Genomic DNA, 14,150 nt, shown 5'->3' with positions numbered 1-14,150 from the left:
CGCGCATTATATAGTGCGCCCTAATGAGTTGCAAGCAACTCGCCTAACTATCGCTATTTTGAATCAAGCGTTTAGGTGCCACTAAACCATCATCGTTTAATTGACCAATGCCAACAAAACGATGCTGCTCGCCGATGGTTAACCTGAACACGTCATTTAACGGAGCGCCAGCGACTTGCATCGCTTGGCCTTGCATTAAATATCCACCTAATGTCTCGGGAATATTCACTTCCGCCAAATGGGCGACGGCCGAATCAATTGGCAACAATAAAGGGTCAAGCAACTCTTTAGGAGCAATATCTTGCTCGTTAGCTTGTTCTAATAACGCCTCTAATTGTTCTGGTGTCACCATTCGTTCGCTTGGGTAAGTCGCTACCTGCGAGCGATGCAATTTAACTACATGCGCGCCACAACCTAGCATTTCACCTAGATCATCAATAATGGTGCGAATATAAGTACCTTTGCTGCAATGAACATCTAAGGTCAGCATATCGCCATCTAATGAAATAAAGTTGTTTTCATAAACAGTAATTGGCCGCGCTTCACGTTCAATCGTAATGCCTTCTCGAGCATAAGAATACAAAGGTTTACCGTTATGCTTTAGCGCAGAGAACATAGAAGGCACTTGATTTATCGCACCACGAAATGATGCTAATGCAGCTTCAATCTCGGCTTGATTAACATTCACATCACGCTGTTCAACCACTTCCCCATCGGAATCAGAGGTATTAGTTCGAACACCGAGTTGAGCAGTAACCTGATAACGTTTATCGGAATCTAACAAAAACTGTGAAAACTTAGTGGCTTCCCCTAAGCAAATTGGCAGCATACCAGTGGCAAGCGGATCTAGAGCCCCAGTATGTCCGGCTTTTTGAGCAAAATAAATTCGCTTAACTCGCTGCAAAATTCCGTTTGAAGAAACGCCAGTAGGTTTATTCAGCAGAAGGATACCGTCAATAGCTCTACCCTTTTTTCTGCGTCCTTGTCCCATTACTCGCCCTCTTGCTCTTCACCGTTGCCCAAGCTACGACCTGATGCTTCGGCTTTTTCTTGGTCATCTTTAACTGCTTTAGTCGCCAGCTCAGTCATACGCAAACCTTCACGAAGTGAGCCATCATATTGAAAGCGTAATTCTGGTACAGCACGCAAGCGCATTGCTTTAGCTAACAAATGACGAACGTAACCTACGTGCTCTTCTAGCGCTTCTAAGCTAGCTTTTACCGCTTCTTCACTATCGTCTAAAAAGGTCACAAACACTTTAGCGTAAGCAAGGTCACGGGTTACTTCAACGGCAGATACTGTCACTAAGCTCAAGCGTGAGTCTCGAACTTCTCGCTGCAAAATCATCGCAACTTCTTTTTGAATTTGTTGGGCTACCCGATCTGGGCGGCTAAATTCTCTAGGCATCACATTTCTCCTGATACCACTCCCAAGGGAGTATTGAAAACACAAATGGGGGCGCAAGCCCCCATCTTAGAGATTAATTAAGTGGCGAGCTTACAAGCTACGCTTAACTTCAACAATCTCAAATACTTCGATTTGGTCACCAGCACGAACGTCATTATAGTTCTTAACGCCGATACCACATTCCATACCGTTACGTACTTCGTTTACGTCATCTTTAAAGCGGCGAAGTGACTCTAGCTCACCTTCATAAATAACCACGTTTTCACGTAAAACACGAATTGGGTTAGAACGCTTAACCTGACCTTCAAGTACCATACAACCTGCAATAGCACCAAGCTTAGGTGACTTAAATACGTCACGAACTTCAGCTAAGCCCATAATTTGTTGTTTAAATTCTGGAGCAAGCAAGCCGGTCATTGCACTCTTAACTTCATCGATTAAGTCATAGATTACGCTGTAGTAGTGTAAGTCTACGCTTTCGGTTTCGATGATACGGCGCGCAGTTGCGTCGGCACGAACGTTAAAGCCAAGTACGATAGCGTTAGACGCAGCGGCTAGCGTTGCATCAGTTTCGGTAATACCACCAACACCACGACCGATAATGTTAACTTTAACTTCATCAGTTGAAAGCTTAGACAGAGAATCAGCAATCGCTTCAAGCGAACCTTGTACATCAGATTTAAGTACAATGTTAAGCTCTTGAACTTCACCTTCTTCCATGTTGGCAAACATGTTTTCAAGTTTAGATTTTTGCTGACGTGCTAATTTAACATCACGGAATTTACCCTGACGGTAAAGAGCAACTTCACGAGCTTTCTTCTCATCACGAACAACTGTAGCTTCGTCACCAGCTTGTGGTACACCAGACAGACCTAAAATCTCAACAGGGATTGAAGGACCGGCAGTTTCGATGTCTTTACCGTTTTCATCTTTCATGGCACGAATACGACCGTATTCAAGACCACAAAGAATGATGTCGCCTTTTTCTAACTGACCGTGTTGTACCAAGATAGATGCAATTGGACCGCGACCTTTATCAAGACGAGATTCAATTACCACACCCGATGCTGCGCCAACATGGCTAGCAGTAAGCTCTAGCACATCAGACTGAAGCACAATCGCTTCTAATAAGTCATCAATACCTTCACCGCTTTTCGCTGATACGTGAACAAATTGCACGTCGCCGCCCCAGTCTTCTGGAATAACATCGTGTTGTGATAGTTCAGTTTTAACGCGATCTGGGTCGGCGGCTTCTTTATCGATTTTGTTTACCGCTACAACTAATGGCACTTCAGCAGCACGGGCGTGCTGAATCGCTTCAATAGTTTGTGGCATTACACCATCATCTGCAGCCACTACCAATACAACAATATCGGTTGCTTTAGCACCACGAGCACGCATCGAGGTAAACGCAGCGTGTCCTGGAGTATCTAAGAAGGTGATCATGTTGTCGTTAGTTTCAACATGGTAAGCACCAATATGCTGGGTAATACCGCCAGCTTCACCATCGGCAACTTTAGCGCGACGAATGTAATCTAGTAGCGAGGTTTTACCATGGTCAACGTGACCCATAATAGTTACAACTGGTGCACGAGTTGTTTGCTCACCGGTTGATTCCGCTTCTTGCATTACTTGTTCTTCAAGCGCGTTTTCTTTAACTAGAACCACTTTATGGCCAAGTTCTTCAGCAACCAACGTTGCAGTTTCTTGGTCAATAACTTGGTTAATGGTCGCCATTGCGCCCATCTTCATCATGGCTTTAATCACTTCAGTGGCTTTGATTGCCATTTTGCTAGCTAATTCACCAACTGAAATGGTTTCGCCAATGCGTACTTCACGCTCAACCGGTTGCGCAGGCTTGTTGAAGCCATGCTGCATAGTCGTTGGAGTAGCAACTTGACGTTTATTACCTTTGCGGCCACCGCGACGATTGTTATTGTTATCGTCGTTTTGCTTAGCTTTACGCTTTTTGCGGCGAGGAGCTTCAGCTTTTTGCTCTTGCTCATCTTCTGCAGCACGAGCATAAGTAGATGTAGTTGTGTGGTAATCGGCAGATTCTTCACGCTTTTTACGGGCTTTTTCTTCTTCGGCCCAACGCGCGGCATTTTCTTCTGCTAGCTTCTTCGCTTCTTCTGCTTTTTTCTCAGCTTCGGCCTCAGCTTTCGCAATTGCTGCTTCTTCTTGCTTACGCAAGATATCGGCAGCTTCTTTCTCTGCAGCTAATTGCTCAGGGGATTTTTCTGCGTCAGACTGTTTTTCAGCTTCTTTAGCTTTTGCCGCAGCGGCTGCTGCAGCTGCCGCTTTTTCTTCTCGCTTCACTTTCTCTTCTGCTTCACGCTTAGCTTTATCTTCAGCGGCTTTCTTTGCAGCGGCTTCAGCTTCAACACGAGCTGCTTCTTCAGCTTCTAGGCGTGCTTTTTCTTCAGCTTCTTGCTTCGCTTGTTCTTCTACAGCGCTGCGTTTAACGTAAGTTTTCTTTTTACGCACTTCTACTTGAACTGCGCGAGACTTACCGCCAGTACCAGACACACTTAGGGTGCTCTTGGTTGTACGCTTTAAAGTCATGCGGCTTGGCGAGCTTTCTTCACCATGCTGTAATTTTAGATGCTCAAGAAGCTTAGTTTTCTCTTCTTGAGTAACATTGTCGGTTAAAGACTTTTTAATACCAGCATCTGCAAATTGCTGAATTAATTTATCTTCGTTTGTTCCCACGTCGGTCGCGAGTTGTTTAATTGAAACTTCTGTCATCGGGCTATTGTCCTCCGTCGACCTTATTCTTCGTCGCCAAACCAGCAAATCTGTCTGGCGGCCATAATCAGTTCGCCGGCTTTCTCTTCCGACAACTCTTCAATATCTTCCAGCTCGTCTACACCTTGCTCTGCAAGATCTTCTAAGCTAATCACGCCTTTACTTGCCAGTACAAACGCTAGGTGACGTTCCATACCTTCAAGAGCAAGTAGCTCTTCACTTGGCTCGGCGTTATCTAAAGACTCTTCTTTAGCTAGAGCTTCGGTTACTAGTGCCGCTTTAGCACGTTCACGCAACTCGTTAACGATATCTTCATCTAGGCCGTCAATGCTGAGTAGTTCGCTTACTGGTACGTAAGCAATCTCTTCTAAAGAAGTGAAACCTTCTTCAGCAAGAACGGTAGAGAACTCTTCATCAATATCTAGGTATTGAACAAACGTATCGATAGCCTTTTGAGCTTCAGCTTGGTGTTTATTGTTTGCGTCTTCAACAGTCATTACATTTAGTTCCCAACCAGTAAGTTGAGACGCTAGACGTACGTTTTGACCGTTACGACCAATAGCTTGGGCAAGGTTATCAGCTTCAACAGCGATATCCATTGAGTGGCTATCTTCGTCTACGATGATTGAAGCAACTTCAGCTGGAGCCATGGCGTTAATAGCGAATTGAGCTGGGTTATCGTCCCACAACACAATATCTACACGCTCGTTATCAAGTTCACCTGAAACGGCCTGAACACGCGCACCGCGCATACCAACACAAGCACCAACCGGATCGATGCGGCGGTCATTACTTTTCACAGCAATTTTCGCACGTGAACCTGGATCGCGAGCAGCAGCTTTAAGATCAATCATCTCTTCAGCAATTTCTGGCACTTCGATACGGAACAACTCGATCAGCATTTCTGGGCGAGTACGGCTCATAAACAATTGAGCGCCACGAGCTTCTGGTTTCACTTCGTACAGCAAACCACGAACACGGTCACCCGGGCGGAAAGCTTCACGAGGAAGTGATTCTTCGCGATGAATAACTGCTTCAGCATTGTTACCTAGGTCAACGATGATATTTTCACGGCTTACCTTTTTAACAACACCTGTTACCAATTCATTCACTTGGTCAAAATATTGTTCAACAACTTGAGCGCGCTCTGCTTCACGTACTTTCTGTACGATAACTTGCTTAGCAGTTTGCGTAGTAATGCGGTCAAACACTACAGATTCAATTTGCTCTTCAACATAATCACCAAGTTCAATTTCTGGCTCTTCGTATTGGGCTGCTTCTAAAGTAATTTCACGGTATGGATTTTCAATCGCTTCTTGATTTTCAACAACCATCCAGCGACGGAAGGTATCAAAACTACCGTCTTTGCGATCGATATCAACGCGAACTTCAATATCGCCTTCATACTTTTTCTTGGTTGCCGTTGCTAAAGCAATTTCCATAGCTTCAAAGATTTTTTCACGCGGTAGAGCTTTTTCGTTCGATACCGCATCAACAACCAACAAGACTTCTTTGTTCATTCCTGACCCTCTTTAGTCAAACTGGGGAACCAGATGCGCTTTTTGTACATTACCTAGCGCGATCCGATGTTGTTCTTTGTCTACTGCTAAAACGACTGTGTCGTCTTCAACAGCAATAATTTCACCCTGCCATTTACGGCGATTGTTTACAGGCATACGTACCTGTAGAAAAGCAATCTCACCAATAAAACGTTGATAGTGTTCCGCTTTAAAAAGAGGGCGTTCTAAACCAGGAGATGACACCTCAAGGTTGTATTCAGTGCTAATTGGATCTTCAACATCCAAAATAGCGCTAGCTTGTCGACTTACGTCGGCGCAATTGTCGACATTAATGCCGTTTTCGTGGTCAATAAACAAACGCACGATCGAGTGCTTGCCAGCACTAACATATTCGATACCTAAAAGCTCAAAACCCAGCGCTTCAACCGCTGGAGTAAGCATGTCAGTTAATCGTTGTTCTACAGTTGCCAAGGTTCCCCTCCAGAAACAAAAAAAGGGCGTAAAGCCCAGTTCTAGCACCTAAGGTGCGGCGAGAAAATAACAAAAAGCCCCGATGAAGCGGGGCTTTAAAATTTCTGAGCCTTTAACACTATCACTACCTAAGTATTTGATAGTTGGTTGCGGGAGCCGGATTTGAACCGACGACCTTCGGGTTATGAGCCCGACGAGCTACCAGACTGCTCCATCCCGCGTCCGATTGCCGAGGATTATATCAATCACTCTGACAGGATGCAAAAATAACTATTGGTGCCGAGAGCGGGACTTGAACCCGCACGTCCATAGGACACTACCCCCTCAAGATAGCGTGTCTACCAATTCCACCACCTCGGCTAAAATTAGTTAGGTACGTCGCTACCAGGGTTTGCTGGTGATGCTGGAACATCAGCATCTTGAAGCACTTGTTCAGCAGCAGGCTGAGACAAATCGCTCCATTCATCAACTTGTTGGGTTTGTTTGGCTGAAAGGTTGCCTAACACCAAGCTGATTACAATAAACAACGTTGCACAAATAGCGGTTGCTCTAGTTAAGAAGTTACTTGAACCAGAAGAACCAAATACTGTGTTAGATGCGCCAGAGCCAAAAGATGCGCCCATATCAGCACCCTTGCCTTGCTGAATTAACACTAGACCAATCAAAGCCAGTGCAACAACTAAATAAACTACTAATAAAATTTCGTACATTCTCTTTCACCTAAGTGTGGGTCGGTCTTCATTCCGACCGTCATTTAGTGAAACACAAGTCACCAAAGCGGGCGAATATTAGCGAACCTCTGCTACTAATACAAGCGCCAAGCTCAAAAAACTTCTACTCTGTGTTCAACCGTTTAATTATTGTTCGCTTTAGTTGCAAGCAGCTCTTACAGCATCAGCGATATCGTTAGCGCATTGTTCTACTAGAGCAGAATCCGCCCCTTCGACCATTACGCGCAGTAATGGCTCTGTACCAGATTTGCGAAGCAATACTCGGCCTGAGTCACCTAGTTGATTCTCGGCTTTAGCTTGAGCTTTTTTCACTAAGTCACTGCTTAATGGATCGCTATCACCTTTAAAGCGCACATTGACCAGTAATTGAGGATAAAGCGTTAAATCACTTAGTAAACCTCGCAAACTCTGTTTTTGTGCCAACATAGCAGCTAGAACCTGCAGTGCAGCAACGATACCATCACCTGTTGTGGTATGACCCAAGCAAATAATATGACCAGAGTTTTCGCCGCCGTAAGTCCAGCCGCGCTCAGATAATTGCTCCATAACGTAGCGGTCACCAACTTTAGCTCGGCTAAACGGAATATCCATTTCGGCAAAGGCTTGCTCTAGCGCCAAATTGCTCATTAGTGTGCCAACAACACCGCCACTTAAGTGATTACTTAACTTAGCGTCTTTGGCCAAAATATAGAGAATCTCGTCACCATCAACTTGTACACCATGTTGATCGATCATCATGACACGATCACCATCGCCATCGAGCGCGATACCAAGATCTGCTTTGTGTTCTAAAACTTTTTCAGCTAATAAGCCGGTATCGGTAGCACCACATTTCTCATTGATATTCAGACCGTCAGGCTGGTTACCAATAGCAACTACTTCTGCACCCAACTCGCTAAATACTTTTGGTGCAATGTGATAAGTGGCACCGTGTGCGCAATCCACTACAATCTTAAGGCCTGATAAGTTGTATTTATTAGGAAAAGTACTTTTACAAAACTCAATGTAACGACCCGCTGCATCTTCAATACGGCGAGCTTTACCTAACGCAGCTGAATCTACACAGGTCATTGGATTATCCAACTCAGCTTCAATCGCTAACTCCACTTCATCTGGTAACTTAGTGCCATTAGCAGAGAAAAACTTAATACCATTGTCGTAGTAAGGGTTATGAGAAGCACTAATCACAATGCCCGCTTCAGCCCTAAAAGTACGAGTTAGGTAGGCAACTGCTGGTGTAGGCATAGGGCCTACAAAGCTTGCTTGAACACCCGCGGCGGAAAGGCCTGCTTCTAGGGCTGATTCCAGCATATAGCCAGAGATTCGTGTATCTTTACCGATTAGTACCTTACGTGTTCCCGTGCTCGACAAGACCTTACCGGCTGCCCATCCTAGTTTTAAAGCGAATTCAGGGGTAATTGGGTACTCACCCACCTTACCGCGAACGCCATCCGTGCCAAAATATCGTCTTGTCATTACTTACTCATCTGTACTTTTGAATAAACGTTTAGTGCATCAGCCGTTTCTTGAACGTCATGTACACGAAATATGTGTGCTCCCTGTTGAGCAGCTAATACAGCACCAGCTACACTAGCTGCCATTAAGCTATCTGGAGATTTACCCAGCAGCTTACCAAACATGCTCTTGCGGGAGACGCCCGCCAAAATCGGTAGGCCGAGCTGCTTAAACTCATTTAATTGGGCAAGCAGCTGAAAATTGTGGTCAAGAGTTTTACCAAAACCGAAACCTGGGTCAACTATTATATTCGATTCAACAATGCCTGCAGCTACACAGCTCTCAACTCGTTGCTTTAAGTAAGTAATTACTTCGCTCACGACATTATCGTATTGAGGGTTAGCTTGCATACTTCTAGGTTTACCTTGCATATGCATAATGCACACTGGCACCCCTGAATCAGCCGCAACCTCTAGCGCCCCTGGATTAGTTAAGGCGCAAACATCGTTAATAATATCAGCGCCCGCTTCAACAGCTTGCTGCATCACTTGAGCTTTATTGGTATCTATCGAAACCAAGCAATCAAAACGCTGTTTAATAGCCTTAATCACACCAACGGTTCGTTGTAGTTCCTCGGTTAATGAAACATCCGCAGCGCCTGGTCGCGTAGACTCTCCGCCCACATCAATTATATCAGCACCTTCTTTAAGCATTTGCTCTACACGTGCTAGTGCTTGCTCATGAGAAACATAAGAGCCGCCATCGGAAAATGAATCAGGCGTAACATTGAGAATGCCCATAATCACCGGGCGTTTGAATTGATGAGGACCAATATTGAGTGTAATAGTCATTTTTCTTTACTTACAAAAAAGCCCTGTAAGCGACTTACAGGGCTAACAACTTAATTTAAGCCTTACTGAGCAGGATCTTCACCTATGGTTTTAGGTGGCTCAGGTGCATCAGTTTTTGCTTCGTCAGCTTTAGCTTCATCACCTTTGTCATTAGATTCGGGTGGTGTTGGCTTGTCTGAGTCATCCCAATCAGCCGGTGGACGAGGAGTTTTACGCTCCATCAAATCGTCTATCTGTCGAGCATCAATGGTTTCGTACTTCATTAACGCATCTTTCATGGTATGAAGAATATCCATGTTTTCGGTCAACAACGATTCAGCGCGCTGATAGTTACGATCAATGACGGAGCGAATCTCTAAGTCGATGGCCTTGGCGGTATCATCAGACATATGCTTAGTTTTAGCAGCACTGCGTCCTAAGAATACTTCACCTTCTTCATCAGCATAAAGCAGCGGCCCCATAGACTCTGAAAGACCCCATTGAGTAACCATCTTACGGGCAATTTCAGTTGCTCGCTCAATATCATTGCTAGCACCGGTAGATACTTTCTCATCACCGTAGATAATACGCTCAGCTAAGCGCCCACCGTACAAGCTAGAGATCATGCTTTCTAAATGCTGTTTGCTATGGCTCACTCTGTCTTGCTCAGGCAAGTACATTGTTACACCTAAAGCGCGACCACGCGGAATAATACTCACTTTATATACAGGATCATGCTCTGGTACTAAGCGACCAACAATTGCATGGCCTGCTTCGTGGTAAGCAGTCATCTCTTTTTCGGCTTCAGTCATAACCATCGATTTACGCTCTGCGCCCATCATGATCTTATCTTTAGCTTTTTCAAATTCTTCCATCGAAACAGTGCGCTTACTGCCGCGAGCGGCAAACAACGCGGCTTCGTTAACGAGGTTTGCTAAATCTGCACCAGAGAAGCCGGGAGTACCACGTGCAATTACCGCGGCATCTACACCATCTCCCAAAGGTACTTTACGCATGTGCACTTTTAGAATCTGCTCACGACCACGGATATCTGGCAAGCCTACCGTTACTTGGCGGTCGAAACGACCAGGGCGCAATAACGCTGGGTCTAATACGTCTGGGCGGTTAGTTGCAGCAATAACAATAATGCCTTCATTACCTTCGAACCCATCCATTTCAACTAGCATTTGGTTTAGTGTTTGTTCACGCTCATCGTGCCCACCACCTAAACCGGCACCACGTTGGCGACCTACTGCATCAATTTCATCGATGAAAATGATACACGGAGCAGACTTTTTAGCTTGCTCAAACATGTCACGAACACGTGAAGCACCAACACCTACGAACATTTCTACGAAGTCTGAACCAGAAATGGTAAAGAAAGGTACTTTTGCTTCACCAGCGATAGCTTTAGCAAGTAAGGTTTTACCGGTACCTGGAGGACCAACCATTAATACGCCAGTCGGAATTTTACCACCAAGCTTTTGGAACTTAGTTGGATCTCGCAAGTAATCGACTAACTCACCTACTTCTTCTTTGGCTTCATCACAACCTGCAACATCAGCAAAAGTGGTTTTAATTTGGTCTTCGCTCATTAAGCGCGCTTTACTCTTACCAAAAGACATAGCGCCTTTACCACCACCGCCTTGCATTTGACGCATGAAGAATATCCATACACCGATTAGCAATAGCATCGGGAACCAAGAAATGAAGATAGAAGTTAATAGCCCCTGCTCTTCGGGTTGCTCACCCAATACCTTTACATTGTGGTTGATAAGATCATTAAGTAGGTCTTTATCGTGCAAGGGAATGATAGTGCTAAATTGCTCACCAGTACGCTTGATGCCTTTAACATCTTGCCCACTAATACGCACTTCGCGGATCTGTTCTTGATTCACTTCCTTCACAAAGGTGGAATAGTCCATTTGCCGACCACTGCTTGAATCAGGGCTAAAGCTTTGGAATACAGACATCAAAACCACAGCTATTACCAGCCACAGAATCAGATTTTTTGCCATGTCACTCAAGACGAAAACCTCACCGGTTATTTTTAAATAAGAATTATTATCTAGCGTACTATAGTTTAAAGCCACTAGCCACTATATAGACTTCTCGAGAGCGAGCCCTTGAGGAATCTGGCTTACGAGTTTTCACACTGGTAAACATAGAACGTACTTGCTGGAGATATTGATCAAAGCCTTCTCCTTGGAATACCTTTACTGCGAAGCTGCCTTTTGGCGCAAGCACTTCACGACACATATCTAATGCTAGTTCAACTAAATACATTGCACGTGATTGGTCAACATTATTGTTGCCACTCATATTGGGCGCCATGTCTGACAACACAACATCAACTTTCTTCTCACCCACTCGTTCGAGCAAAGCGTTTAGCACTTCTTCTTCGCGAAAATCGCCACACAGAAAGTCCACGCCAGCAATTGGATCCATAGGTAAAATGTCACACGCAATCACATGGCCATCTAAACCGACTTGCTCCACGCAGTATTGAGACCAACCACCAGGTGCAGCACCAAGGTCAACTACGGTCATGCCCGGTTTTAGCAACTTATCTTTATTTTGAATCTCTTCAATTTTAAATACCGCTCTTGAACGCAAGCCAAGCTTTTGGGCTTTTTGCACATAGTGGTCATCAAAATGTTCAGTTAACCAGCGTTTAGAGCTGGCAGTATGTTTTTTATTGGTCACAAATAGTTTCCACTATAGTTACAAAACCGCACGGTATCATGATTATAAAATAGTATTAGTGATTAGATGGCGCTAGAATGTGCTTTTTTCAACCCCGAGTAAGCAGAAAGTTTCATGCAACTAACCAACAAACAAAAACAGCACCTGAAATCCTTGGCTCATAACCTAAAGCCAGTGGTAATGCTTGGCTCAAATGGATTGACCGAAGGAATTTTGGCTGAGATTGAAGTCGCCATTGCTCATCATGAATTGATTAAGGTAAAAATTGCTACCGACGATCGTGAAATGAAGCAGCTTATTGCCGATACCATTGTAGATAAAGTTTCAGCGGTGAAGGTTCAGGTGATTGGCCATATATTGATTATCTATCGCCCTAGTGAAGATAAAAAGATTGAATTACCACGCAAATAAAAAAAGCGGCTTTAGCCGCTTTTTTTATATCTAAATTGCAATAGAAACTGGCTGATAGGGCTCCGGCTGAGGGTCTGAACCTGAACTACCACCATACTTGGCATAAAACTCAGCAATAGCTAATTGCTGATTTACTTGCTTTTGCTGCTCTAAATTACTGTTAATGCTCTCTAACGCTTTATAGCTTACCGGATTGCTTTCACTACTTTTGGTTTCGTTACCCGTAGAGCTGGTATAGTAAATATCTAATAAATTTTGCTGATGATTAACCGCTGAAACACCAACAACAGTGTTACGCTTAGCATCTATTTCGGCTTGTTGCTTTTGCTGATAGCTCTCAACTTCTCCACCAACATATAGCCGCGCATTACGTTGCTCTTCTGGAGACAATTGATCATATTCATCGGAGATTTTATCGACAATATCGCCATAACTTGGCTTATTTGAGGTACTAGATATAGCGGTTGAGGTCGATGTAGCAGCGGGAGAATAAGCATACATCGAATTGGAGTTTACTTGCATAGACATTAAGCCACCTCTAAATCAGTTAATAAACAACCAATCCATGGTGAACTTTTATACTATAACAAACATCAACTTCGCACACAATTAATCATCTGCATATCTAAAATAAGCCAACAGAATAACTAAACTAAATAACTTTTTAGCAGACGTTTAAACCAAGGTTAAGCCAAAGGTAAAAACTCAGCCAGTTGGAAATTTTTCACAACTACACAATCCATTCCCGCATTGTGCGCCGCTTGAATACCAAAAGGAGTGTCTTCAAACACTAAACAGCGCTTTGGCTCAACCTTTAAAAGTTGCGCTACTTGCAAAAAGGTGTCCGGTTCTGGTTTGTGCGCCGCCACGTCTTCAGCACACACCATAGCCTGAAAATAGTCAGTAAGCTTTAGGTTATTGGTAATTCGGTCCATGTTAACGCGCTCAGCGCCAGTGCCTAAGCCCAGCTTTTTGCTGCTTGCGAATTCAGCCAGTACTTCACAGCTTGCAGGTATCCTCTCGACCTTATGCCACAAAGCGTCAAACCCCGCGCGTTTGTCGTTTAATAGCTTAGGGCCATCAATATTTACTTGGTAATGTTGCTGATATTGCTCTGCAATTTTGAGTGTTGGCATACCACCGCGCTCAGCTACAAAATGAATATGAATAGGTAAACCTTGCTTATTTAAAGCGTCTTCCCAAGCTGCTAGGTGCGCTGGCATTGAGTCAACCAAGGTGCCATCCATATCAAAAATGAAGGCGTCATACTTCGCGTAATCTATTGCTAACAAGGTGCTTCTCCAATAAAAAACGCAGCATAACGCTGCGTTTTTTTAACAAGTTCTGAATCTAAATATATTCAACCGCTACAATTTCGTACTCAACTTCACCACCTGGTGTAACCACGGTGACTTCGTCTTCTACATTTTTACCAATAAGTCCACGGGCAATAGGCGAATTAACAGAAATACGATTCTGCTTAATATCAGCTTCATCATCACCCACAATGCCGTAGGTAACCTCTTTATCTGTATCAAGGTTTAACAAGGTAACTGTACAACCGAAAATCACCTTACCGTTGTTGGTCATTTTGGTCACATCAATAACTTGAACGTTACTTAACTTACCTTCAATATCTTGAATACGCCCTTCACAAAAACCTTGCTGTTCTCGTGCAGCGTGGTATTCAGCGTTTTCTTTAAGATCGCCATGCTCACGAGCTACCGCGATATCGTCAATAATTTTTGGACGAACCACTGTTTTTAAATGCTCTAACTCTTCACGTAATTGCGTTTCGCCACGCACCGTCATAGGAACTGGTTTCATACTTAATAACTCAACAAAACTAGAAAAACAGAAAAAAATTTGGC

The 14,150-nt window shown here is 44.1% G+C and carries 14 protein-coding genes and 2 tRNA genes; 1 reads left to right on the top strand and 15 read right to left on the bottom strand.

Annotation, left to right across the window (positions count from 1 at the left end; genetic code table 11):
- Nucleotides 1-43: 43 nt before the first annotated feature.
- The 12 genes from truB to rlmE form a co-directional block, all read right to left on the bottom strand.
- Nucleotides 44-991: a tRNA pseudouridine(55) synthase TruB gene (gene truB, locus K5620_RS06100; RefSeq protein ID WP_016402373.1), complete on the bottom strand. Its 948-nt coding sequence runs from the start codon at nucleotides 989-991 to the stop codon at nucleotides 44-46.
- Entirely contained in the window at nucleotides 991-1,407 is a 417-nt protein-coding gene (rbfA, locus tag K5620_RS06095; protein WP_016402374.1) for a 30S ribosome-binding factor RbfA, read from the bottom strand. Before rbfA ends, truB begins: the two co-directional genes overlap by 1 nt.
- Before the next feature lie 90 nt (nucleotides 1,408-1,497).
- Complete coding sequence (gene infB, locus K5620_RS06090; RefSeq protein WP_016402375.1) at nucleotides 1,498-4,155, bottom strand: translation initiation factor IF-2; 2,658 nt, start codon at nucleotides 4,153-4,155, stop codon at nucleotides 1,498-1,500.
- Nucleotides 4,156-4,178: 23 nt separating this feature from the next.
- Complete coding sequence (gene nusA / locus K5620_RS06085) at nucleotides 4,179-5,675, bottom strand: transcription termination factor NusA (RefSeq protein WP_016402376.1); 1,497 nt, start codon at nucleotides 5,673-5,675, stop codon at nucleotides 4,179-4,181.
- 12 nt (nucleotides 5,676-5,687) lie between these two features.
- Nucleotides 5,688-6,146: a ribosome maturation factor RimP gene (rimP, locus tag K5620_RS06080; RefSeq protein WP_016402377.1), complete on the bottom strand. Its 459-nt coding sequence runs from the start codon at nucleotides 6,144-6,146 to the stop codon at nucleotides 5,688-5,690.
- A 144-nt stretch (nucleotides 6,147-6,290) separates the two neighbouring features.
- Nucleotides 6,291-6,367 (bottom strand) — tRNA-Met (locus K5620_RS06075).
- Nucleotides 6,368-6,420: 53 nt separating this feature from the next.
- A tRNA-Leu gene (locus K5620_RS06070) sits at nucleotides 6,421-6,506 on the bottom strand.
- A gap of 5 nt (nucleotides 6,507-6,511) precedes the next feature.
- Nucleotides 6,512-6,856, bottom strand: a complete 345-nt coding sequence (secG, locus tag K5620_RS06065; protein ID WP_016402378.1) for a preprotein translocase subunit SecG — start codon at nucleotides 6,854-6,856, stop codon at nucleotides 6,512-6,514.
- Between the two features lie 159 nt (nucleotides 6,857-7,015).
- Entirely contained in the window at nucleotides 7,016-8,353 is a 1,338-nt protein-coding gene (gene glmM / locus K5620_RS06060; RefSeq protein ID WP_040307319.1) for a phosphoglucosamine mutase, read from the bottom strand.
- On the bottom strand, nucleotides 8,353-9,183 hold the full coding sequence (gene folP / locus K5620_RS06055; RefSeq protein WP_016402380.1) for a dihydropteroate synthase: 831 nt from the start codon (nucleotides 9,181-9,183) through the stop codon (nucleotides 8,353-8,355). The genes glmM and folP overlap by 1 nt, the downstream gene beginning before the upstream one ends.
- A gap of 62 nt (nucleotides 9,184-9,245) precedes the next feature.
- Nucleotides 9,246-11,189, bottom strand: coding sequence for an ATP-dependent zinc metalloprotease FtsH (gene ftsH / locus K5620_RS06050; RefSeq protein WP_040307330.1), 1,944 nt, complete (start codon nucleotides 11,187-11,189; stop codon nucleotides 9,246-9,248).
- Nucleotides 11,190-11,238: 49 nt separating this feature from the next.
- Nucleotides 11,239-11,868, bottom strand: a complete 630-nt coding sequence (gene rlmE, locus K5620_RS06045; protein ID WP_016402382.1) for a 23S rRNA (uridine(2552)-2'-O)-methyltransferase RlmE — start codon at nucleotides 11,866-11,868, stop codon at nucleotides 11,239-11,241.
- 114 nt (nucleotides 11,869-11,982) lie between these two features.
- Between rlmE and yhbY the strand changes: the two genes are divergently transcribed.
- Nucleotides 11,983-12,279, top strand: a complete 297-nt coding sequence (gene yhbY / locus K5620_RS06040; RefSeq protein ID WP_016402383.1) for a ribosome assembly RNA-binding protein YhbY — start codon at nucleotides 11,983-11,985, stop codon at nucleotides 12,277-12,279.
- Between the two features lie 30 nt (nucleotides 12,280-12,309).
- Here the strand turns inward: yhbY and K5620_RS06035 are convergent, their stop codons facing one another.
- The 3 genes from K5620_RS06035 to greA all read right to left on the bottom strand — a co-directional run bounded on the left by K5620_RS06035 (nucleotide 12,310) and on the right by greA (nucleotide 14,106).
- Nucleotides 12,310-12,807, bottom strand: coding sequence for a hypothetical protein (locus K5620_RS06035; RefSeq protein WP_016402384.1), 498 nt, complete (start codon nucleotides 12,805-12,807; stop codon nucleotides 12,310-12,312).
- Nucleotides 12,808-12,965: 158 nt separating this feature from the next.
- A complete protein-coding gene (locus K5620_RS06030; RefSeq protein WP_016402385.1) occupies nucleotides 12,966-13,571 on the bottom strand; it encodes an HAD family hydrolase in 606 nt (201 codons plus the stop codon).
- 58 nt (nucleotides 13,572-13,629) lie between these two features.
- Nucleotides 13,630-14,106, bottom strand: a complete 477-nt coding sequence (greA, locus tag K5620_RS06025) for a transcription elongation factor GreA (RefSeq protein WP_040307331.1) — start codon at nucleotides 14,104-14,106, stop codon at nucleotides 13,630-13,632.
- Between the last annotated feature and the right edge of the window lie 44 nt (nucleotides 14,107-14,150).

It is taken from the genome of Agarivorans albus, assembly GCF_019670105.1.
Classification (GTDB): Bacteria; Pseudomonadota; Gammaproteobacteria; order Enterobacterales; family Celerinatantimonadaceae; genus Agarivorans; species Agarivorans albus.
This window is presented reverse-complemented; position numbering and strand designations above follow the sequence as displayed.

Bases quoted from the DNA above. Each gene is read 5' to 3' on its own strand.
- truB (WP_016402373.1), bottom strand. From the start codon at position 991: ATGGGACAAGGACGCAGAAAAAAGGGTAGAGCTATTGACGGTATCCTT.
- nusA (WP_016402376.1), bottom strand. From the start codon at position 5,675: ATGAACAAAGAAGTCTTGTTGGTTGTTGATGCGGTATCGAACGAAAAA.
- glmM (WP_040307319.1), bottom strand. From the start codon at position 8,353: ATGACAAGACGATATTTTGGCACGGATGGCGTTCGCGGTAAGGTGGGT.
- secG (WP_016402378.1), bottom strand. From the start codon at position 6,856: ATGTACGAAATTTTATTAGTAGTTTATTTAGTTGTTGCACTGGCTTTG.
- infB (WP_016402375.1), bottom strand. From the start codon at position 4,155: ATGACAGAAGTTTCAATTAAACAACTCGCGACCGACGTGGGAACAAAC.
- yhbY (WP_016402383.1), top strand. From the start codon at position 11,983: ATGCAACTAACCAACAAACAAAAACAGCACCTGAAATCCTTGGCTCAT.
- greA (WP_040307331.1), bottom strand. From the start codon at position 14,106: ATGAAACCAGTTCCTATGACGGTGCGTGGCGAAACGCAATTACGTGAA.
- rbfA (WP_016402374.1), bottom strand. From the start codon at position 1,407: ATGCCTAGAGAATTTAGCCGCCCAGATCGGGTAGCCCAACAAATTCAA.
- folP (WP_016402380.1), bottom strand. From the start codon at position 9,183: ATGACTATTACACTCAATATTGGTCCTCATCAATTCAAACGCCCGGTG.
- K5620_RS06035 (WP_016402384.1), bottom strand. From the start codon at position 12,807: ATGTCTATGCAAGTAAACTCCAATTCGATGTATGCTTATTCTCCCGCT.